The organism is Rahnella sp. AN3-3W3, from assembly GCF_003263545.1.
In the GTDB taxonomy this organism is placed as follows: domain Bacteria; phylum Pseudomonadota; class Gammaproteobacteria; order Enterobacterales; family Enterobacteriaceae; genus Rahnella; species Rahnella variigena.
This window is the reverse complement of record NZ_JYDG01000043.1, coordinates 25,898-47,902: the sequence shown is the minus strand read 5'-3', so window position 1 is coordinate 47,902 and position 22,005 is coordinate 25,898. Positions and strand designations below refer to the sequence as shown.

At 48.4% G+C, this 22,005-nt stretch carries 21 protein-coding genes; 10 read left to right on the top strand and 11 right to left on the bottom strand.

Features of this window, described 5'->3' with window-relative positions:
* The first annotated feature begins 295 nt into the window (after positions 1-295).
* The 3 genes from UC15_RS12980 to yciA all read left to right on the top strand — a co-directional run bounded on the left by UC15_RS12980 (position 296) and on the right by yciA (position 2,195).
* A complete protein-coding gene (locus UC15_RS12980; RefSeq protein ID WP_112288834.1) occupies positions 296-1,051 on the top strand; it encodes a YciC family protein in 756 nt (251 codons plus the stop codon).
* 99 nt (positions 1,052-1,150) lie between these two features.
* Positions 1,151-1,690, top strand: a complete 540-nt coding sequence (locus UC15_RS12975; RefSeq protein ID WP_112288833.1) for a septation protein A — start codon at positions 1,151-1,153, stop codon at positions 1,688-1,690.
* Between the two features lie 64 nt (positions 1,691-1,754).
* Positions 1,755-2,195: an acyl-CoA thioester hydrolase YciA gene (gene yciA / locus UC15_RS12970; RefSeq protein ID WP_013575935.1), complete on the top strand. Its 441-nt coding sequence runs from the start codon at positions 1,755-1,757 to the stop codon at positions 2,193-2,195.
* Between the two features lie 88 nt (positions 2,196-2,283).
* Here the strand turns inward: yciA and UC15_RS12965 are convergent, their stop codons facing one another.
* Positions 2,284-3,015: an energy transducer TonB gene (locus UC15_RS12965; RefSeq protein WP_112288832.1), complete on the bottom strand. Its 732-nt coding sequence runs from the start codon at positions 3,013-3,015 to the stop codon at positions 2,284-2,286.
* A 213-nt stretch (positions 3,016-3,228) separates the two neighbouring features.
* Here UC15_RS12965 and UC15_RS12960 point away from each other — a divergent pair, with 213 nt between their 5' ends.
* The 3 genes from UC15_RS12960 to UC15_RS25955 all read left to right on the top strand — a co-directional run bounded on the left by UC15_RS12960 (position 3,229) and on the right by UC15_RS25955 (position 4,290).
* Positions 3,229-3,525 carry a YciI family protein gene (locus tag UC15_RS12960; RefSeq protein WP_112288831.1) on the top strand — a complete coding sequence of 99 codons (297 nt, stop codon included), beginning with the start codon at positions 3,229-3,231 and terminating at the stop codon, positions 3,523-3,525.
* Between the two features lie 163 nt (positions 3,526-3,688).
* The gene (locus UC15_RS12955; RefSeq protein ID WP_112288830.1) at positions 3,689-4,003 is read left to right on the top strand and encodes a zf-TFIIB domain-containing protein; all 315 of its coding nucleotides are present in this window, start codon (positions 3,689-3,691) and stop codon (positions 4,001-4,003) included.
* Positions 4,004-4,044: 41 nt separating this feature from the next.
* Entirely contained in the window at positions 4,045-4,290 is a 246-nt protein-coding gene (locus UC15_RS25955; RefSeq protein ID WP_310503040.1) for a YnfU family zinc-binding protein, read from the top strand.
* Here UC15_RS25955 and UC15_RS12950 read toward each other — a convergent pair whose 3' ends face one another.
* Positions 4,291-4,473: a YciY family protein gene (locus UC15_RS12950; protein ID WP_101076905.1), complete on the bottom strand. Its 183-nt coding sequence runs from the start codon at positions 4,471-4,473 to the stop codon at positions 4,291-4,293.
* A 299-nt stretch (positions 4,474-4,772) separates the two neighbouring features.
* Here UC15_RS12950 and cls point away from each other — a divergent pair, with 299 nt between their 5' ends.
* Together cls and UC15_RS12940 are read left to right on the top strand one after the other, a co-directional pair.
* Entirely contained in the window at positions 4,773-6,233 is a 1,461-nt protein-coding gene (gene cls / locus UC15_RS12945) for a cardiolipin synthase (protein ID WP_112288829.1), read from the top strand.
* A gap of 80 nt (positions 6,234-6,313) precedes the next feature.
* On the top strand, positions 6,314-6,637 hold the full coding sequence (locus tag UC15_RS12940) for an HI1450 family dsDNA-mimic protein (protein ID WP_112288828.1): 324 nt from the start codon (positions 6,314-6,316) through the stop codon (positions 6,635-6,637).
* 77 nt (positions 6,638-6,714) lie between these two features.
* On the opposite strand, the gene oppF is transcribed toward UC15_RS12940, so the two are convergent.
* The 6 genes from oppF to UC15_RS12910 form a co-directional block, all read right to left on the bottom strand.
* Positions 6,715-7,719 (bottom strand): murein tripeptide/oligopeptide ABC transporter ATP binding protein OppF, encoded by a 1,005-nt coding sequence (oppF, locus tag UC15_RS12935; protein ID WP_112288864.1) that lies wholly within the window; start codon positions 7,717-7,719, stop codon positions 6,715-6,717.
* Positions 7,720-7,748: 29 nt separating this feature from the next.
* Positions 7,749-8,774, bottom strand: coding sequence for an ABC transporter ATP-binding protein (locus UC15_RS12930; protein WP_232829873.1), 1,026 nt, complete (start codon positions 8,772-8,774; stop codon positions 7,749-7,751).
* Positions 8,775-8,785: 11 nt separating this feature from the next.
* Positions 8,786-9,694: an oligopeptide ABC transporter permease OppC gene (gene oppC, locus UC15_RS12925; RefSeq protein WP_112288827.1), complete on the bottom strand. Its 909-nt coding sequence runs from the start codon at positions 9,692-9,694 to the stop codon at positions 8,786-8,788.
* A 15-nt stretch (positions 9,695-9,709) separates the two neighbouring features.
* Positions 9,710-10,630 carry an oligopeptide ABC transporter permease OppB gene (oppB, locus tag UC15_RS12920; RefSeq protein WP_112288826.1) on the bottom strand — a complete coding sequence of 307 codons (921 nt, stop codon included), beginning with the start codon at positions 10,628-10,630 and terminating at the stop codon, positions 9,710-9,712.
* Between the two features lie 186 nt (positions 10,631-10,816).
* Positions 10,817-12,457 carry an oligopeptide ABC transporter substrate-binding protein OppA gene (gene oppA, locus UC15_RS12915; protein ID WP_112288825.1) on the bottom strand — a complete coding sequence of 547 codons (1,641 nt, stop codon included), beginning with the start codon at positions 12,455-12,457 and terminating at the stop codon, positions 10,817-10,819.
* A gap of 1,178 nt (positions 12,458-13,635) precedes the next feature.
* On the bottom strand, positions 13,636-14,280 hold the full coding sequence (locus UC15_RS12910; protein ID WP_112288824.1) for a YchE family NAAT transporter: 645 nt from the start codon (positions 14,278-14,280) through the stop codon (positions 13,636-13,638).
* Positions 14,281-14,813: 533 nt separating this feature from the next.
* Between UC15_RS12910 and adhE the strand changes: the two genes are divergently transcribed.
* Entirely contained in the window at positions 14,814-17,483 is a 2,670-nt protein-coding gene (adhE, locus tag UC15_RS12905) for a bifunctional acetaldehyde-CoA/alcohol dehydrogenase (RefSeq protein ID WP_112288823.1), read from the top strand.
* A 144-nt stretch (positions 17,484-17,627) separates the two neighbouring features.
* Here the strand turns inward: adhE and UC15_RS12900 are convergent, their stop codons facing one another.
* Positions 17,628-18,236, bottom strand: a complete 609-nt coding sequence (locus UC15_RS12900) for a thymidine kinase (RefSeq protein ID WP_112288822.1) — start codon at positions 18,234-18,236, stop codon at positions 17,628-17,630.
* Between the two features lie 627 nt (positions 18,237-18,863).
* Here UC15_RS12900 and hns point away from each other — a divergent pair.
* Positions 18,864-19,271, top strand: a complete 408-nt coding sequence (gene hns / locus UC15_RS12895; RefSeq protein ID WP_013575950.1) for a histone-like nucleoid-structuring protein H-NS — start codon at positions 18,864-18,866, stop codon at positions 19,269-19,271.
* A 219-nt stretch (positions 19,272-19,490) separates the two neighbouring features.
* On the opposite strand, the gene UC15_RS12890 is transcribed toward hns, so the two are convergent.
* Complete coding sequence (locus tag UC15_RS12890; RefSeq protein WP_112288821.1) at positions 19,491-20,498, bottom strand: NAD-dependent epimerase; 1,008 nt, start codon at positions 20,496-20,498, stop codon at positions 19,491-19,493.
* A gap of 9 nt (positions 20,499-20,507) precedes the next feature.
* The gene (locus UC15_RS12885) at positions 20,508-21,851 is read right to left on the bottom strand and encodes a UDP-glucose/GDP-mannose dehydrogenase family protein (RefSeq protein WP_112288820.1); all 1,344 of its coding nucleotides are present in this window, start codon (positions 21,849-21,851) and stop codon (positions 20,508-20,510) included.
* Positions 21,852-22,005 lie beyond the last annotated feature (154 nt).

Here is a 22,005-nt window from a genome sequence, read left to right as displayed (position 1 = left end):
AAACAAAGGAATTGATCTACATCAAAAATGAGGGGATTTTGTAGATTTGTTAACAGGTGTAATCCCAGTTGCTAAAAAAATAGCGTTGCGTAATTTGCATACACATGTTGGTTTTAAAATGGTGCCGTGGGCTGAATACGAATTTACTGGCGATTGTTCTCAGCCCCCTCAGTGAGGTTTACGCAGAGATTCATCAGGCAGACTGACAGGAAATCAGCGCAAAACTATCGGCGGAGTATATTTAAAGGGTACAATCGCCGCCTTATTGATTTTTGCTTTTTGCCAAGGAGCGTCCATGTCTATCACGGCCAGTACGTTGTACCGTGACAGTTATAATTTTATGCGTAATCAGATGAGTAGCGTTTTGGCGCTCTCGGTTCTGGCCGCATTGATTACCGTCATATTGAGCTGGGTTTTAAGTCCTTCCGCTGAGCAGATCGATGCTATCGGCCAACTGATGAGCAACATGACCGGCATGAGCGTCGGCGATATGATGGGTTATATCGAACAGCAAATTACTCCGGAGCAGCAAAGCGCTATTTTCCGCTATAGCCTGGCAGCGCTGTTTTCCACCCTGGCCGGTAACGTTATTCTGGTCGGCGGCGTATTAACGCTCATTCAGCTGGTTTCTCAGGGCGTACGCGCCAGTGTCGTTCAGGTGATGACCGCTTCCCTGCCGGTTCTGCCGCGTCTGGCTATTTTGCTCTTCATTTACAGCGTGATGTTCCGTATCGGGCTGGCACTGCTGTTTGTTCCTGCTTTCCTGATTGCGATTGCATGGGCGTTATCCCCGGTTATCGCGTGCAAAGAGAACACGGGTGCCTTCAAAGCGATGCGCCTGAGTACACGTCTGGCCTTCTCAAATGTACGTCTTGTGGCACCGGCTGTGATGTTGTGGATTGTGGCACAAGTGGTTCTGATGCTGTTTGTCGGCGTTCTGAGCGCACTCAATCCGATGATTGGCGCCGTTATTCTCGGCGCAGTCAGCAATATCATCAGTGCATTTATGCTCATTTATCTGTTCCGTCTTTACATGAAATTACATGCATAATATAGACATACGTTTTTAAGGGGCGCTCCGGCGCCCTTTTCTTTTGTCCGTGAAATGATTCCGGTATAGTCATCCCATACATAAAACATGGAATGAAGTATGAAGCAGCTCCTCGATTTTCTTCCCCTGATTGTCTTTTTTGTGGTTTATAAGCTTTACGACATCTTTGTCGCATCAGGCGCGTTAATCGCTGCCACCGCGTTAGCGTTAGTGATCACCTGGATTCTGTACCGTAAAATCGAGAAGATGACGTTAATCACCTTCGCGATGGTGGCGGTTTTCGGCACCCTGACCCTGGTTTTCCATAATGATGAATTCATTAAATGGAAAGTGACCGTGATTTACGTCCTGTTCTCCGGCGCATTGCTGATCAGTCAGCTGGTGCTGAAAAAGCCGTTAATCCAGCGTATGTTGGGTAAAGAGCTGACATTGCCGGATCACGTGTGGAATAAACTGAACATCAGCTGGGCGATCTTTTTCCTGCTGTGCGGCCTGGCGAACATCTATGTCGCCTTCTGGTTGCCACAGAATATTTGGGTCAACTTTAAGGTCTTTGGCCTGACAGCCCTGACGCTGGTATTTACGCTGTTAAGTGGTATCTATATTTACCGGCATATGCCGGATGATGAAAAAAAATAAGCATTTTTTTGCACAGGCCTTTCTTTGAAAGGCCTTAATCTTTTGACAGTGTGAAGCCCAATACATGAACGAAAAACATAGCTTACCCAATGGTGAAATGGTGTTGCGTACGCTGGCTATGCCCGCTGACACCAATGCAAACGGTGATATTTTTGGCGGCTGGCTGATGTCACAGATGGACATGGGCGGTGCGATCCAGGCGAAGGAAATCGCTAAAGGTCGCGTCGTGACGGTTCGCGTTGATGGCATGACATTCCTCAAGCCGGTCGCGGTCGGTGATGTGGTGTGCTGTTATGCCCGTTGTATCCGTACCGGCAACAGCTCGATTACCATCAATGTTGAAGTCTGGGTGAAGAAAGTCTCTTCTGAGCCTATCGGACAGCGTTACAGAGCCACTGAAGCGGTCTTTACCTATGTCGCCGTGGATGACGAAGGCAAATCACGTCAGTTGCCAGATGGACGTAGTAATTTCAGCGTTGATTCAGACGGTGTTTCTCAGGACTGAGAGATTTCCTGAAACGCTGAAAAACGAAAAGGTCGCCTTGAGGGGCGACCTTTTTTATTGTGCTGAACGTCAGAATCCGCAGCAGGTGTTACTCCACACTGCTGCCGCCTTTGATTTTGAACACCAGATTAACAATCAGGTTGCTCGCCGCTTTAGGCTCATAACGCCATTTGTTCATCGCCTGCTTCACTTCACGCTCAAACATGTTGCGTGGTTCGGCTGACAACACGCGGATATTCTGCACGCGACCGTCGCTGTCTACATCAAACTGCACACGTACACGACCTTCGATACGCAGGGCCAAAGCACGTGCCGGGTAACCAGGCTGCCCGCGCTGCAGCGGACGTGGCCCGCTGTCACTTTTTGCATTGGTTGACGCTGGCGGCTGACTGAACGGTTTGTTTACCGGCTGATTGCTGGTCACCGGCGCGGTTTGCACCGTTTGCGTCGGTTTTTCTACCGGACGTTCAACAGGCTTAACCTTCGGTTTCACCACGGGTTTTTTAACCGGCTTCGGTTTGGGTTTCGGTGGTTCAGGGATCACCACGGCTTCTGGCGGAGGTGGCGGCTCAGGCACCACTTCCGGCTCAGGCTCGGGTTCAGGTGGCGTCGGTTCAGCCTGAGGCGGCGGCGGAGGTGGCGCAAAGTCAGCGGGATTGACCATTGTCACGCTCATCACCTTTTGTTCCTGCGTCGGCAATTTGATCGACTCACCGACTGTCATATACAAAACGCCGGCGATAACAGCGACATGCAAACTGACAGCAAGCGCAACCGGAATCGTAACCTTGCGGATAAATCTAAACTTTTTTAGCGGCATATTGATTCATTTTCCCCGTGAAGCCGCAAGTTTAAATGTAAATAGCAATCATATTCAACACCGAGATGACAACTATTCTCAAATAACCTTTGCTTTGATCCTACGCAAAGCACTTTCCCCGGACTTCAGGTTTAGCTATGTTAATTCTGCAAAACGCTCTGGCAGCACCTGAATGCTGCAAATCGCTCTATAAAACCCAATTAAAGGTGACTCATGCTTTACGTTATTTATTCTGAAGATGTTTCGGATTCACTAGAGAAACGTGCCGCTGCCCGCCCTGCGCACATCGAACGCCTGAAAAAATTGCAGGAGCAAGGCCGCGTATTGATCGGCGGCCCGACTCCGGCCATCGACAGTGAAGATCCGGGCGCTGCCGGAATGACCGGCTCCGTACTGATTGTTGAATTTGAAACACTCGATGACGCCAAAGTGTGGGCCGATGCAGACCCTTATGTCGCCGCTGGCGTCTATAAATCAGTCACCGTCAAACCGTTCAAACGCGTATTCTGATATTTCTCGGGCAGTCTTCGGGCTGCCCGTCGTTCCCTGTGCCCTGTCCTCTCTCCTGCTTTAATCAACTTTACTTTTGCTTACGCCAGTTGATTGTCTAACTCTCCGGATAGCCAATAATTTACCTGCGCAATTTTTATCAAAAGCGAATGGAGAACCGGATATGCAATGTCCTGTATGCAAAGAAAGCCAGCTGGTGATGTCTGAACGTCAGGGGATCGAGATCGACTATTGCCCGGACTGTCGCGGCGTCTGGTTAGATCGCGGTGAGCTGGATAAAATCATCGAGAAGTCCGCCGCGCTACAACAGGCGGCACAGGTACAAGCTCCTCAGGAGCAACGGCCTCAGCCTGTACGTTATGACGAGCGCGACCGCCGGGACGACACTCGCCATCATGGCAATTACGATAACCGGGGTCATTACTCGTCGCATAAGCCGTATAAAAAGAAGAGTTTTCTTTCTGAGTTGTTCGACTAATTTCTGCCCGCTAAAAACTCACGCGTCATGACTAATGCGTCATGGCGCGATTTCCCCGAATGTCGTCACATTGCTTTCATCGCTTCTGTGTTAGGATGCCTACCCCTGCCCACGAGGTACGTCCTATGTCATTCTTCGACGGATTGAAGTTTCTAACCAGTACGACCACGAAGGTCACATGCCCTGAATGTGGTTACGTTTCAGAACAGATGACTGCAAAAGTACGCAAAAACTCGACGCTGGTTTGCAAAAAATGTGGCGCGCTGTTTCAGCCTAAATCCCGCTAATCAGGAATTCCATTCGTAATTTACGGCATATAATGACAAACGCTGGTGCTGCTGATGGTGGATCTGGCGAATGCGGTAGATGTGACGATAGCGTCTTGACTGACCTTCCAGCCAGCGGCTTCTGCGGCGCTGAGTCTGGCGTAGCATACGCCACCGGCCAACTTCATTTTTACTGCGTTTCATTCACTTGTGTCCCGTGATGCCCGTCACTGCTTCTTTAACGGAAGAGTTTCTTTTACAGAAAGTGTCTTAAGCGGAAAAAACTGCGGAGGTCATTATAGGCCGATGACGTTGTGATCCAAGTCTTGTTTTTTCCTTCTTCCCCGTTATCGTCTAACCTTGATGTCAGAGCAGTGACATTTTTATTTAGCTGATACAGATTTAAGAGGTAGCTGATTGATTGCTGGGATAAAGTTAGTTAAAAGAATGCCCCTTTCACGTACACTCACGCCGATGGCTTGCGAACAGGATTTTTCGCCTTTATGACAACATTTTATACGGTAATCAGCGGACTTCTGGTTTTCGGTTACTGGTTACTGATTGCCGGCGTCACCCTGCGTATTCTGATGAAACGCAGGGCGGTTCCTTCCGCAATGGCATGGCTGCTGATCATCTACATCATTCCTCTGGTCGGCATCATTGCCTATCTTTCGTTTGGTGAATTACATTTAGGCAAACGACGTGCAGAGCGTGCTAAAGCCATGTGGCCTTCCACGGCGCGCTGGCTGAATGATCTCAAAGGCTGCAAACGTATTTTCGCAACAGAGAACAGTGAAATTGCGGCGTCTCTTTTCCAGCTTTGTGAACGCCGTCAGGGCATTGCGGGCGTCAAAGGCAACCAGCTGCAACTGCTGACCACCAGTGACGACGTGCTGAAAGCCATGATGCGCGATATCGAACTGGCCCGCAGCAACATCGAAATGGTGTTCTATATCTGGCAGCCTGGCGGTCTGGTGGATCAGGTCGCTGAGTCCCTGATGGCCGCGTCACGCCGTGGTATTCATTGCCGTCTGATGCTCGACTCCGCAGGCAGCGTGGCCTTCTTCCGCAGCCCTTATCCCGCCATGATGCGCAACGCCGGTATCGAAGTGGTCGAAGCGTTACAGGTGAATTTATTCCGTGTATTCCTGCGCCGTATGGATTTGCGCCAGCACCGTAAAGTGGTGCTGATCGACAACTATGTCGCGTATACCGGCAGTATGAATATGGTCGATCCGCGTTTCTTCAAGCAGGATGCTGGCGTCGGTCAGTGGGTGGACCTGATGGCGCGTATGGAAGGCCCGGTCGCCACGACCATGGGCATTGTGTATTCCTGCGACTGGGAGATTGAGACCGGCAAACGCATTCTGCCACCGGAACCGGATCTGAATCAGATGCCGTTCGAGCAGGAAAGCGGTCATACCATTCAGGTAATCGCCTCCGGTCCGGGCTTCCCGGAAGATATGATCCACCAGGCGCTGCTGACCGCAACGTATTCCGCCCGCGAACAGCTGGTGATGACGACGCCTTATCTGGTACCAAGTGATGACCTGCTGCACGCCATTTGTACGGCAGCTCAGCGCGGAGTCGATGTCAGTATCATTCTGCCCATGAAGAACGATTCAATGATGGTCGACTGGGCCAGTAAAGCCTTCTTTGGCGAGTTGCTGGAAGCGGGTGTAAAGATTTATCAGTTCGAAGATGGCCTGCTGCATACCAAAAGTATTCTGGTCGACGGTCAGCTCAGTCTGGTTGGTACCGTGAATCTCGATATGCGGAGCCTGTGGCTGAATTTTGAAATAACGCTGGTCATTGATGACGCCGGATTCGGTGACGATCTGGGTCGTGTGCAGGAAGATTACATTGCCCGTTCGCATCTGCTGGATGTCGAAGCATGGCTTAAGCGGCCTTTCTGGCATCGCATCGTTGAACGTTTGTTCTACTTTTTCAGTCCGCTGCTGTAAAAGCCGCGTCAGGCATGATGTAATACGCTCAGTACCGGCTGGTTTCAGCCTGAACACACTTATTTGTAAATGAGAATGATATGGACCTGAATAATCGCCTGACCGAAGACGAAACGCTTGAACAAGCCTACGACATCTTTCTGGAACTGGCCGGAGATAATCTGGATCCAGCGGATATCCTGATCTTCAATCTGCAATTTGAAGAACGCGGCGGCGCTGAATTATATGATCCCGCAGAAGACTGGGTTGAGCATGTGGATTACGATCTGAATCCTGACTTCTTCGCGGAAGTGGTGATTGGTCTGGCTGACGCTGAAGATCAGCCGATTAATGATATCTTTGCCCGTGTCCTGTTGTGCCGTGAGAAAGATCATAAGCTCTGTCATATCCTCTGGAAGGAGTGATTTAGGAGAGGCGCTTAACAGAAAAGAAAAACCTGCCATTGGCAGGTTTTTTTATGCTTTCCGTCTGAGAGTATGTATCAGAGCGGATCGACTTTCAGGCAGGATACCGCATGGCGGAAGCTGCCTTCCAGCAACGGACGGGTGATCGCACATTCAGGCCCGGCAATCGGGCAGCGGGTACGGAATACGCAGCCTGATGGCGGATTGATCGGCGAAGGTAACTCCCCTTCCAGCAACTGAATGGTCTTGTTGCGCTCTTTATCAGGATCCGGCACGGGCACCGCAGACATCAGGGCACGGGTATACGGATGCTGAGGATTGTTGTACACCTCATCATAAGTTCCCAGTTCGACCGCATGTCCCAGATACATCACCAAGACACGGTCAGAAATGTGCTTCACCACTGCCAGATCGTGCGCGATGAAAATCAGCGACAAGCCCATTTCGCGCTGCAACTGTTGCAACAGGTTAACAACCTGCGCCTGAATAGAAACGTCCAGAGCAGAAACCGGTTCATCACAGATAATCAGTTTCGGTTCAAGGATCAGGGCGCGGGCAATACCGATACGCTGACACTGACCGCCGGAGAATTCGTGCGGGTAACGGTTAATCAGGTTAGGCAGCAGCCCGACCTTTAACATCATTGCCTTCACTTTCTCTTTGACCTCAGCACGAGGCATTTTCGGATTATAGGTTTTCAGCGGCTCGGCAATAATTTCGCCGATAGTCATACGCGGGTTCAAAGACGCCAGCGGATCCTGGAAAATCATCTGAATATCGCTGCGGGTCTGGCGCCACTCATTATCAGACATATTGAGCAGATCTTTGCCTAACCAGGCTACGCGGCCATCGGTCGCTTTTACCAGACCGATCAGCGCACGGGCGAAAGTCGATTTACCGCAACCGGATTCACCTACAACACCCAGAGTTTCACCTTCATACAGGCGCAGCGTGACACCATCAACCGCTTTCAGGGTTTTTGATGGCTGCCAGAACCACTGTTTGCCGTCTTTGATATCGAAATGGACTTTGAGATCCGCCACTTCAAGCAGGACCTTTTTCTCAGGTGCGTTTGTGTTCATTGCCGCGCTGTTCATTACTGTATTGTCAGTCATACCAGTTCCTCCAGCGGCTTATAGCAGGCACGCAGGCGACCATCACCGAAACGCTCAAGCGGCGGAGCCGAGGAGCAGATATCCATCGCATGCGGGCAGCGAGGCTGGAAAGGACAACCTTTTGGCAGGCGCAACAAGTTTGGCGGATTGCCGGGAATGGTGAGCATCGCCCCACCCTCGGCATCCAGACGCGGAACCGCGTTCAGCAGGCCGATAGAATACGGATGACACGGATCGTAGAACACATCGCGCGCACGACCATATTCCATGGTACGGCCAGCATACATCACCAGCACTTTATCGCAGATACCGGCCACAACGCCCAGATCATGGGTAATCATGATGATGGCGGTGTTGAACTCGGCTTTCAGCTCATTAAGTAACGTCATGATCTGCGCCTGAACAGTAACGTCCAGTGCGGTCGTGGGTTCATCAGCAATCAGCAATTTTGGACGGCACAATAAGGCCATCGCGATCATTACACGCTGGCGCATACCGCCGGAAAACTCATGCGGGAACATTTTCATACGCTTGCGGGCTTCCGGCATTTTTACCGCGTCCAGCATGCGTACGGATTCTTCAAACGCTTCACGACTGCTCATTTTTTTATGCAGGATCAGGACTTCCATCAGCTGCTCACCCACGCGCATGTACGGGTTGAGAGAGGTCATCGGATCCTGGAAAATCATCGATATCTGTTCTGCACGAAGCTTGTTGAGCTGCTGTTGCGGCAGGTTCAGAATTTCGCGGCCATTAAATTTCGCAGAACCGCCAATGCGACCGTTGCTGGCCAGCAGCCCCATCAGGGCAAATGCAGTCTGTGATTTACCGGAGCCTGATTCGCCCACGATGCCCAGCGTTTCACCGGCACGTAAGTCAAAGTTCAGGTCATTTACCGCGGTCACGTCACCGTCAGGCGTCTCGAAAGTCACGCGCAGGTCTTGCACATCCAGCAGGATCGGAGGTGCTTTGCCGTCAACCGCAGCGGGCGATGCAAAAGTGGAATGTTCAATGGTGCTCATGGTTGCACTCCTTAACGATCTTTCGGGTCGAGGGCATCACGCAAGCCATCGCCGATAAAATTGAAACAAAACAGAGTTACAACCAGGAAGCCTGCCGGGAACAGCAGTAACCAAGGTGAAACTTCCATCGAGTTGGCGCCATCACTTAACAACGCGCCCCAACTGCTCAGCGGCTCCTGTGTCCCTAAGCCGAGGAAGCTCAGGAAGGATTCGAACAGGATCATGCTGGGTACCAGCAGCGATGCATACACCACTACGACACCCAGTACGTTCGGAACAATGTGACGCAACACGATATTGCGCGTATTCACACCGCTCACCAGCGCCGCTTCGATGAATTCTTTACGTTTCAGGCTAAGGGTCTGACCACGCACGATACGCGCCATGTCCAGCCAGGACACCATCCCGATCGCCACGAAGATCAGCAGGATGTTTTGTCCGAAGAAGGTCACTAACAGAATGACGAAGAACATGAACGGGAAGGAGTTGAGGATTTCCAGCAGACGCATCATCGCGGAGTCAATTTTACCGCCCAGATAACCGGACAATGACCCGTAAAGCGTACCGAGGATCACCGCAACCAGCGCTGCAGCAACGCCAACCATCAGGGAAATACGCCCGCCGATCGCCACGCGCACCAGCAAATCACGGCCTGAAGAATCTGTACCGAAGAAGTGATGGGAAGCCATATCAGGGGCGGCTGACATCATATTCCAGTCAGTATCATCGTAGGCAAACTGCGATAACATTGGCGCGAAAGTCACAAACAAGGCGATGAACGCGAGGACGATCAGGCTGGTCACCGCGGCGCGGTTGTGCATAAAGCGGCGTCGCGCATCCTGCCACAAACTGCGGCCTTCAACTTCCAGTTTCTCGCTGAAGTTTTCGACGACGTCGCTATTTTTCTTACTTAACATCATTGACGTACTCCGGCATTAATAACGGATTTTCGGGTCGATGACGGCATAAAGCACGTCGACGATCGCATTGAACAAAATAGTCAATGCGCCCACTAAAATGGTCAGGCTCAGAACCAGTGAATAGTCACGGTTTAATGCACCGTTAACAAACAGCTGGCCAATACCTGGCAATCCGAAAATGCTCTCGATGACCATCGAACCGGTGATGATACCCACGAAGGCTGGTCCCATGTAGGACAATACCGGCAGCAGCGCGGGTTTCAGTGCGTGACGCAAAATGATGCGGCGCAGTGGCAAACCTTTGGCACGTGCTGTACGGATAAAGTTGGAATGCAGAATTTCGATCATTGAGCCACGGGTGATACGCGCGATACTGGCGATATACGCCAGAGACAGCGCCACCATTGGCAAGATCATATATTTTGCGCCACCGCCGTTCCAGCCACCACCAGGCAGCCATTTCAGCGTAATCGCAAATATCAGCACCAGTAACGGCGCCACCACGAAACTGGGTATGACCACCCCGGTCATCGCTATGCCCATTACCGTGTAATCCCATTTGGTATTTTGGTTCAGGGCAGCAATAACGCCCGCACTCACACCAAACACAATCGCCATGATAAATGCCGCCAGACCGAGTTTCGCTGAAACCGGGAACGAGGCCGCGACCAGATCATTAACGGTATAGTCTTTATATTTGAACGACGGGCCGAAATCGCCTTTCGCCAGCTGTTCTAAATAGTGGAAGTACTGCTTATACATAGGGTCATTGAGGTGATATTTGGCCTCAATGTTTGCCATCACTTCTGGCGGGAGATTACGCTCACCAGTAAAAGGGCTGCCCGGTGCGAGACGCATCATAAAAAATGAAATGGTGATCAGAATGAATAGCGTCGGAATCGCTTCCAGACAGCGGCGTAAAATAAACTTTAACATTGCCCGTACCTGTTTCTAAGCCTGTCACTACAGCTTTATAGTTTTGGCTTGTTCACGCGACCATCAAATGATCGTCGCCGTGGTGGCTCTTTGTTTTCATCCCGAAATCCGGAATAAAAAACATTACCTTCATCAAAATAGGATGAGCAAGGCAGCTCGGGGATGCCTTGCTCTGATATCCGTGACTTAGTGTTTGATGATGTACAAGTCTTTCACGTAGACGTTGTCCTGCGGATCCTTACCGGTGTAACCGCCAACGTATGGTTTCACCAGACGCGCGTTCACGTAGTAATAAACAGGAACAATGGCAGAGTCTTTATCCAGCTGGGTTTCTGCTTTCTGATACAGCGCCGCACGCTCTTCATCAGTTTTCACTGTCAGAGTGTCCGCGATGTCTTTATCAAACGCCGGGCTCTTATAGTGAGCAGTGTTGTTGCTGCTGTCAGACAGCATGGTGTTCAGGAAGGAAGAAGGTTCGTTGTAGTCAGAACACCAGCCAGCACGTGCCACATCAAAGTTGCCCTGATGACGGCTGTCCAGGAAGGTTTTCCATTCCTGGTTAACGAGTTTCACGTCAACACCCAGGTTTTTCTTCCAGATAGCGGCGGCTGCAATAGCCAGTTTCTTGTGCAGATCCGACGTGTTGTACAACAGATCGAAAGTGAGAGGTTTAGCAGAGGTGTAACCTGCTTCGGCCAGCAGTTTTTTAGCCTGCTCGTTACGTTGTTCCTGAGTCTCTTTGAACCAGGCTGGCGGAGTTAGTTTCGCACCATCGGTATAAGGAGGGGTGTAACCGTAAGCTGGCAGGTCGCCCTGTGCTTTCACTTTGTTCACGATGATATCGCGGTCCAGGCCCAGCTTCAGTGCTTCACGAACGCGTGAATCAGTGAACGGCGCTTTCTGGTTGTTGATTTCGTAGTAATAAGTACACAGGTACGGGTCAACGTGAACTTCGGTTGGGATTTCTTTTTTCAGTTTCTGGAACAGTTCGATCGGCATGTTGTTGTAAGTCATGTCGATTTCGCCGCTGCGGTAGCGGTTAACGTCAGTTACTTCCGAAGAAATTGGCAGGTAAGTGACCTGGTTGATCACAGTTTTTGCGTTATCCCAGTAAGTCGGGCTACGTTCCAGGACAATACGTTCGTTGACGGTCCAGGCTTTCAGTTTGTATGCGCCGTTGCTCACGTAGTTTTCTGGCTGGGTCCATTTGTCGCCAAACTTCTCAACAACACTTTTGTTTACCGGCTTCATCGCGGTGTGAGACAGCATTTTTACGAAATACGGAACAGGTTCGGTCAGCGTCACTTGCAGGGTATGGTCGTCGATGGCTTTCACACCCAGAGTATCAGGGCTTTTCTTACCACTGATGATGTCATCAATGTTTTCGATATGACCGTATTGCAGGTAGCTTTCATAAGGAGATGCGGTTTTAGGATCTGCCAGACGCTGCCAGCTGTAAACGAAATCAGCGGCGGTCACAGGGTCACCGTTAGACCATTTAGCTTCAGGACGCAGGTGGAAGGTCCAGACTTTAAAATCTTTGTTTTCCCAGCTGGTTGCTACGCCAGGAATAACGCTGCCGTCTTTACTGTCGGTATTCACCAGGCCTTCGAGCAAATCACGGATAACGTTTGATTCTGGTACGCCTTCAACTTTATGCGGGTCGAGAGACTGAACTTCTGAGCCGTTGTTACGAACCAGTTCTTGTTTGGCTGCCAGAGTGACACCTGCTGGCACATTGGCTGCAAATGCATTATTCACTGACACCGCGCCAACCGCAGCCATAATGCAGGCAGCCAGCAGATTTTTTTTTGTGATGTTGGTCATTTTTATTCAACTCCAGTTTTTATTATGAACTTGCACGCCTGGGTGCAAGATAAACCCTTGCTGGGTCAACGGATCTCATGAGCAGGAACGAATTGCTCATGAAAAGCCCCATGTAGTTACCACCCGCAGATGGCTGTCCCCTACTACTGCATGTGTTACCTGGTAAGTCCGTTAAACCTCTGGCTGTTAATCGCCTTGCGGTTTCTGAGATCGTTAAGGATGATCTCCCTCCATTTGATTCACCCTGTGCGCGACAAAAAGAATTCTGTGGCGAACCAGGCAATCACATACTGTTATTCCTGCACTTAACAATATTATTTTCTTATTCACCCGACTTAAGGCGACAGAAAATCCTTCGCGGTTAAATGCGAGCCATCAATTTAATAAGATGAAGATCTGAAGATTTGTTTAGCTGATCATGAAAATTCAGCATAAGGCGGTTTGATGTCGTCAACGTTATGCCCAGCTTTCTTTTTGCAGAAAACACATGAGGATAAATTTGCAGTAAGCATTGCGACACGACACTCTCCAAAAACAAATAAAATGGCTTCAATCTTTTTCGCACTAGCAAGAATCGTGCTCACCAGGAGCATTGCTCTAAACAAAAATCCATTTTTGAAGGCGATTTGAAAATTATCAGAACCCTGTTACGCGCGCCAATAAATTTTGCAAATTTGTTACGCAATTCTCTTTTACTCGTAACAGTCTTTACAACAGGCCAGTCAGGCACAGAGCAGAAAGCAGCATTAACTCGCTGATTTATAGAATCTTTATGGCGAAATTACTCATCAAAGCCATACCGGAAACTGTTCAAGAACTCGCCTGACACAATCAGTTAACATTGTTAGATTTATAAGAATAAACACCTGTTAACTGCTGTGTTAACACTAATAACATCTCGATACAGCCTGCACAAGCCTTACAGAATGATGTGGGCAAATTAACGTCAATACGGGCAATAAACGCCAGTAATTAGCGAATAATTAGCTAAGTTTATTTATAGAAATGAGGACTTGGATTGAAAAGAGGAGTGAGACGAGGGTTTGCGCCACATTAGGGTGCAATCGCTCTGAATTAAGTCATTAGCTGCACTATAATAAGGCATTCGATTATAAGTGGAAGTGATAATTATCACGAAAACACATGAGTATTTTCGTGATAATTCGGCCGCTAATTGATTAAAGAAGGCCCGGGAAAATCGCTTTTATACCTGTCACAATAAATTCAATGCCCAGTGACATCAGCAGCAATCCCATAATACGGGTGATGACGTTAATGCCGGTTTGCCCCAGCAGACGCACCAGTAAAGGTGCCGCCCTGAACAGCAGCCAGCAGCAGAAGGCGAAGAACATGATCGCAACAGTCAGACCCAGCAGGTTTGGCCAGCTGTGATAACGCGAACTCCAGACGATTGTTGAACTGATTGCACCGGGTCCTGCCATTAAAGGCAACGCCAGCGGAACTACACCGACGTTTTCGCGGATCGCTGTTTCTGACTTTTCCTGCTTGTTCTGTTTATCTTCCCCGAGCTTTCCGCTGATCATCGACATGGCGATAGTGACCACAAGGATCCCGCCGGCAATACGGAATGAATCAATGGAAATGCCAAACAGGTGCAAAATTGCATCGCCGAGGAACAGCGCAGTCGACAATATAATGGCAACAGACAGGTTGGCCGTCATATTGGTTTTGTTACGCCCTGCCGCCGCCTGATAGCTGGTCATGCTGATAAACACGGGCAAGATCCCCACCGGATTGACCAGTGCAAACAGCCCGACAAAGAATTTGATATAACCAGAAAAATCTAATAAAGATTGGCTCACGCAGAACTCCGCACAGTTACGCCGGTAGATGAAGGTTTTGATGGGCGCTAATGTACTGGAATCGCAGTAAAGGCGCCACGCCGTTTCATAGTTTTTATCACCAGATTTCCAAATAAAGGCAGTGGATAAGACTTTTGTTAAAAATCAGTTTTTTTATTGATAACTTTAGATACAAAACTGTATTATCCACGGGCTAATTTGATAATTATTCTCAATAAACTACTGCTGAAAGGTGTCAGCTTCGGTATTTAGTGATCCAGATCAAATTGCGTCTGCCTACAAATAGGTAAGCTTTGTGCATAGTCACTCAACGGTAGTTTGCAGAACAAATATTCGTCAAGCCACGTTGAATGAGGAGTTATCTACTACCTTACGTGCTTCACTACTGGAAGCTCTTTAAGCAAATAAAAAGACAAAGACAACACCTTGAGAATCATAGAGTTAATTAGTTTCTCACGGTGACTGATAGCAGGTCTATACTAGTCTTTGGCAAGTTATTTACTAAAAGAGTTTAACTTTATCAGGAGAGCATCATGGCTGTAACAAATGTCGCTGAACTAAACGCACTCGTTGCGCGAGTCAAAAAGGCACAGCGCGAATATGCCAACTTCAGTCAGGAACAAGTAGATAAGATTTTCGCTGCCGCCGCTCTGGCTGCTGCCGATTCTCGTATTCTGCTCGCCAAACTGGCCGTTGAAGAATCCGGAATGGGTATTGTCGAAGACAAAGTGATCAAAAACCACTTCGCCTCCGAATATATCTACAATGCTTACAAAGACGAAAAAACCTGTGGCATCCTGGGCCAGGATGACACTTTCGGTACCATCACTATCGCTGAACCCATCGGCCTGATTTGCGGTATCGTCCCAACTACCAACCCCACTTCCACTGCGATTTTCAAAGCGCTTATCAGCCTGAAAACACGTAACGGTATTATCTTCTCTCCACACCCACGTGCTAAAAACGCGACTAACAAAGCGGCAGACATCGTTCTGCAGGCTGCTATCGCTGCCGGTGCGCCAAAAGACATCATTGGCTGGATTGATGAACCAAGTGTAGAACTTTCTAACCAACTTATGCACCACCCGGATCTGAACCTGATTCTGGCAACCGGTGGTCCGGGCATGGTTAAAGCAGCCTACAGCTCCGGTAAGCCAGCAATCGGCGTGGGTGCAGGTAATACCCCGGTCGTTGTAGATGAAACTGCAGATATCAAACGTGTTGTTGCTTCCGTGCTGATGTCCAAAACCTTCGATAATGGCGTAATCTGTGCGTCTGAACAGTCCATCATCGTGGTTGATTCTGCTTATAACGCAGTTCGTGAACGTTTCGCATCGCACGGCGGCTACATGCTGCAAGGCAAAGAGCTGAAAGCTGTTTCAGATATCATTCTGAAAAATGGTGGCCTGAACGCGGCTATCGTAGGCCAGCCAGCGACTAAAATTGCCGAAATGGCCGGCATCAAAGTGCCAGCTCATACTAAAGTGTTAATTGGTGAAGTCAGCGTTGTTGACGAATCAGAACCATTTGCACACGAAAAACTGTCCCCAACCCTCGCGATGTACCGTGCTAAGAACTTCGAAGACGCGGTTGCTAAAGCTGAGAAACTGGTAGAAATGGGCGGTATCGGCCATACCTCTTGCCTGTATACAGACCAGGACAACCAACCAGAACGTGTGAACTATTTTGGCAACAAAATGAAAACCGCACGTATCCTGATCAACACCCCGGCTTCTCAGGGTGGTATCGGTGACCTGTACAACTTCAAACTTGCTCCTTCTCTGACGCTGGGTTGCGGTTCATGGGGTGGTAACTCCATCTCTGAAAACGTCGGTCCTAAACACTTGATCAACAAGAAAACTGTAGCGAAGCGAGCAGAAAACATGTTGTGGCATAAACTTCCGAAATCTATTTACTTCCGTCGTGGCTCACTGCCAATCGCACTGGAAGAAGTGGCTACTGATGGAGCAAAACGCGCATTCATCGTCACTGACCGTTTCCTGTTCAATAACGGCTATGCAGATCAGATTACCAGCGTTCTGAAAAGCCACGGTATTGAAACAGAAGTGTTCTTTGAAGTAGAGGCTGACCCAACGCTGAGCATTGTTCGTAAAGGTGCTGAGCAAATGAACTCCTTCAAACCAGACGTCATTATCGCGCTGGGTGGTGGTTCACCGATGGACGCCGCGAAAATCATGTGGGTTCTGTACGAACATCCAGACACTCAGTTCGAAGATTTGGCGCTGCGCTTTATGGATATCCGTAAACGTATCTACAAATTCCCGAAAATGGGCGTGAAAGCGAAAATGATCGCCGTCACCACCACTTCCGGTACTGGTTCAGAAGTGACTCCGTTTGCGGTTGTTACCGATGATGCAACTGGTCAGAAATATCCACTGGCTGACTATGCGCTGACACCTGATATGGCTATCGTTGATGCTAATCTGGTGATGAACATGCCTAAATCACTGTGTGCTTTCGGTGGTCTGGATGCTGTGACTCACGCACTGGAAGCTTACGTTTCTGTACTAGCTAACGAATATTCCGACGGTCAGGCTCTGCAGGCACTGAAACTGCTGAAAGAAAACCTGCCAGCCAGCTACAACGAAGGGGCTAAAAATCCGGTAGCACGTGAGCGTGTTCACAATGCGGCAACTATTGCGGGTATCGCGTTCGCTAACGCCTTCCTTGGGGTTTGTCACTCAATGGCCCATAAACTGGGTTCAGAGTTCCATATTCCACACGGTCTGGCTAACGCAATGCTGATTTCTAACGTTATCCGCTACAACGCCAATGACAACCCAACTAAACAGACTGCTTTCAGTCAGTATGACCGCCCACAAGCGCGTCGTCGCTACGCAGAAGTGGCTGACCATTTAGGTCTGAGCGCTACCGGTGACCGTACTGCACAGAAAATTCAGAAACTGCTGACCTGGTTGGATGAAATCAAAGCGGAGCTGGGTATCCCAACCTCTATCCGTGAAGCAGGCGTTCAGGAAGCTGACTTCCTGGCGAAAGTAGACAAACTGTCTGAAGATGCGTTCGATGACCAGTGTACCGGTGCTAACCCACGTTACCCGCTGATCTCTGAACTGAAACAGATTCTGATGGATACTTTCTACGGCCGCGAATTCAGCGAAGAAGAAGCAGCAGAAGTTGTTGTTGCTGCTCCTAAAGCTGAAAAGAAAACCAGCAAAAAATAATCTGCTGAGTTTCTGATAGCTCAAATCAGAAAGTAAAAACCCGCTGAAAAGCGGGTTTTTTTATGGATTCAGGATAAATGAGGGAAAATTTGAGAATGGCTTTGAAGATAAAAGCCAAAAAACCTCTGTAAATACTTTGCAGATTTACTCTGGTTTAACTTCGACCGTGGTATCAAACGCCGCCATGGCTTCTTTGTAGTGCTTACGGCAGACAGATACATAGCTTTCGTCACCGCCTATAACGACCTGTGCGCCATCATGCAGGGCGTTACCCTTCTCATCCAGCCTCAGGTTACGGTTAGCCTTACGTCCGCAGTGACAGATGGTTTTCAGCTCAACCAGTTTATCCGCCCATGCCAGCAAATATTCACTGCCCTCAAAAAGTTCACCACGAAAATCGGTCCGCAGGCCATAACAAAGCACCGGCACATCCAGATCGTCCACAACGTCAGTGAGCTGAGATACCTGCGCCTTAGTGAGGAACTGGCATTCATCTATCAAAACGCAGCTCAGACGCTGTAAGCGATTCTCCTGGGCTATCAGATTAAAAAGTTCAGTGTCCTTATTGTAGAGCTCTGCCGGCGAGGATAAACCGATTCGGGAGCTGACTTTACCGACACCGAAACGATGATCTAATTCTGCTGTTAACACCAGCGTGCGCATACCACGTTCTTGATAATTATATGAAGATTGCAATAGCGAAGTGGACTTACCGGCATTCATTGCCGAGTAATAGAAATAAAGCTGAGCCATGAAGGAGTGACCCCATAATGTAAATGGATGGCATAAATTTTCGGCGTGGATTGTACCACAAGCCTGACAATCTATAACCACACCCCTCTGGCACAGTTATCGGGGACGGTTCAAAGAATCATTACATTTGAAAAAATCACAGAAACTTACAATCAAAATTTATAAATGCAATAGCCGATAATCCGTAATCGTTAGACGACAATACTCCCTGACATGGCTCATCTTATATACCAGAGGGCCGCATAATGGGTTTGTCTATACAATATCTGGCTGGGTAGAAGCTCATAAAAGTAAAAATTTGAGTATGCTTTTGCGATACGGCCTCCCCCCATTTCCCCTGCCCCTACATTAGTTATCTACACTTCCTCTTTAATTATGTGAACAATCGCATGCTTATAAAACGACTTACACATTGCAACAATAGCGCTTAAGCGTGTATTGAAATTAGGGTTATAGACCTCAGATAAATAGTGTGAAATGTCCTGCCTATATTTTGCATGACACATTCACCATATGCTTTAAATGCGTAAATTAAGGTCAGGTATACAAATTGGCTATTGCAGAATACTGAAGAGCATTCTATTATTAGCCAAACGCCCCCCACCAATATAATTTGAGACTAGTATAATGAGCGAAGCATTAAAGATTCTGAACAACATCCGTACTCTGCGCGCGCAAGCAAGAGAATGCACTCTGGAAACTCTGGAAGAGATGCTGGAAAAATTAGAAGTTGTTGTGAACGAGCGTCGCGAAGAAGATTCTCAGGCAGCTGCTGAGATTGAAGAGCGCACTCGCAAACTGCAACAATACCGTGAAATGCTGATTGCTGATGGCATTGACCCTAACGAATTGCTGCAAACCATGGCTGCAACTAAAGCTACCGGCAAAGCAAAACGTGCAGCGCGTCCTGCTAAATACAAATACGTTGATGAAAACGGCGAAAACAAAACCTGGACTGGCCAGGGCCGTACTCCAGCTGTAATCAAGAAAGCAATCGAAGAGCAAGGTAAATCACTGGACGATTTCCTGCTGTAATTGCCCTTATTAACGTAAATGTTAATACAAAAAAGCCCATCTTTATGATGGGCTTTTCGTTTTCTAATCCCGCAGATAAATGCTTCTTGTCACTAATACAAAAACGAACCAGGTACATCTTAAAAAAGGATTACATTCAGACTGCTATAGGACTTAACTGATTCCATAAAAAAGGCTGCCTGAGCAGCCTTCAACATAACAGAAGTTTTATCCTGAATTTCAGACCTGATAAAAATCCCGATACCAGTCAACAAACTTCTGCACGCCCTGGTCGACGCTGGTTTCAGGCGCAAAGCCAATGGCCTGCGACAATGGCTGCGTATCCGCGCTGGTCTCGTGCACATCGCCCGGTTGCATTGGCAGCATATTCTTAACTGCCTCCATGCCTAATGCCTTCTCCAGCGCACTGATATAGGCCATGAGTTTTACCGGATTGTTATTGCCGATATTATAAACGCAATAAGGCGCGGAACTGCTGGCCGGAGATCCCTGTTCCACAGTCCAGTTCGGATCAGATTGCGGTATGACATCCTGTAAACGAACAATGGCTTCTGCAATATCATCGATATAAGTAAAGTCTCGACGCATTTCACCGTGGTTATAAACATCAATACTCTGTCCCTCCAGCATTGCTTTAGTAAACTTAAACAATGCCATATCAGGACGTCCCCAGGGACCATATACCGTAAAGAAACGTAATCCGGTCGTTGGTAATCCATAAAGATGTGAATAGGTGTGAGCCATTAATTCATTGGCTTTTTTCGTCGCCGCATACAATGAAACAGGATGGTCAACAGAATCATCGGTTGAGAAAGGTTGCTTTTTGTTCAAGCCATAAACTGAGCTGGAAGAAGCATAGAGCAAATGCCCGACTTTATTATGGCGACAACCTTCCAGAATGTTTACAAAACCTACCAGGTTCGAATCAGCATAAGCCAGAGGATTTTCGATTGAATATCGGACACCAGCCTGCGCGGCCAAATGGATCACACGTTCGAAACGCTGCCCGGCAAACAATGCGGCCATGCCTTCACGATCGGCTAAATCCAGCTTAATAAACTCGAAGCCGTCTTTATTCTCCAGCTGAGCAAGCCGCGCCAGTTTCAGGCTGACATCATAATAATCATTCAGATTATCGATGCCGACAACCGAATGACCCGCTGCTAACAAACGTTGCGACACATAGAAACCAATAAAGCCCGCTGCGCCGGTAACCAGATATTTCATGAAAACTCCTTACAGAACCGGATTGATTGAAGCACCGCGGCCAATGCCGTAGTAAGTAAACCCGCGTTTCTCCAAACGTTCAGGATCGAATAAGTTTCGACCATCAAAGATAACCGGCTCTTTTAATGCTTTTTTGATCACATCGAAATCAGGGGCACGGAAGTTCTGCCATTCAGTACAAATAATCAACGCATCAGCATTGTGCAATGCGGATTCTTTAGTACCCATTAATTCTAAATCTTCGCGATGACCATAAATACGCTGTGTCTCATTCATGGCTTCAGGATCATAAGCTTTGATTTTCGCACCCGCAGCCCAGAGCTGTTCCATTAATACACGGCTTGAGGCTTCACGCATGTCATCGGTATTAGGTTTGAAGGACAGCCCCCAAAGCGCAAAGGTTTTGCCTTTCAGATCGTCACCGAAGTGGCGCTGAATGAAAGCAGGCAATTTATATTTTTGCTGATAATTGACCTGTTCCACCGCCTGCAGAAGTTTCGGCTGATACCCGATGTGCTCTGCTGTACGGATTAATGCCTGAACATCTTTAGGGAAACAGGAACCGCCATAACCGCAACCTGGATAGATAAAGTGGTAACCGATACGGGAGTCTGAACCAATCCCCTGACGCACTTTTTCGATATCAGCACCCAGCATCTCTGCCAGATTGGACATTTCGTTCATGAAGCTGATTTTGGTTGCCAGCATACAGTTGGCCGCATATTTGGTCAGTTCAGCACTGCGGATATCCATCAGGATCATACGATCGTGATTACGGTTAAACGGTTCGTAAAGCTCACGGATAGGATCGATGGCATCAGGATTATCTGTACCGATGACGATACGCTCAGGACGCATACAGTCAGCAACCGCAGCACCTTCTTTCAGGAACTCAGGATTGGATACGACATCAAAAGTGATATCCACGCCGCGTTCTTTGAGTTTTTCACTCATTACCGCACGCACTTTATCGGCAGTACCCACCGGCACAGTAGACTTATCGATAACTACTTTAGGTTCGGTCATGTGCTCGGCAATAGTGCGCGCTACGGCAGTCACATATTTAAGATCCGCAGAACCATCTTCATCTGGCGGAGTACCGACAGCGATAAACTGAACGGTAGCGTGGGCAACACCTTCAGCCGCATTGGTGCTGAACAGCAAACGCCCTGCTTCGTAATTACGTTGAACCAGAGGAGTTAGACCTGGTTCAAAAATTGGGATCTGCCCGTTCTTCAGGTTTTCCACTTTCTTTGCATCAACATCGATGCACAAAACTTCGTGCCCGACTTCAGCAAGAACCGCCGCCTGAACAAGTCCGACGTAACCGATACCAAAAACTGTTACTTTCATCAGCGAATTCCTATTTGTTATTTTTTAAACAACGTGAAACAGACAGCCAAAAATTCCGGAACGCATTATACCAGTTTCAGCCGCAAGTTCGCCTGCAAAGGCATATTTTGCATAAGATAGGTCTTAGCAGAATGGATTAAAACGAAGACAGGTA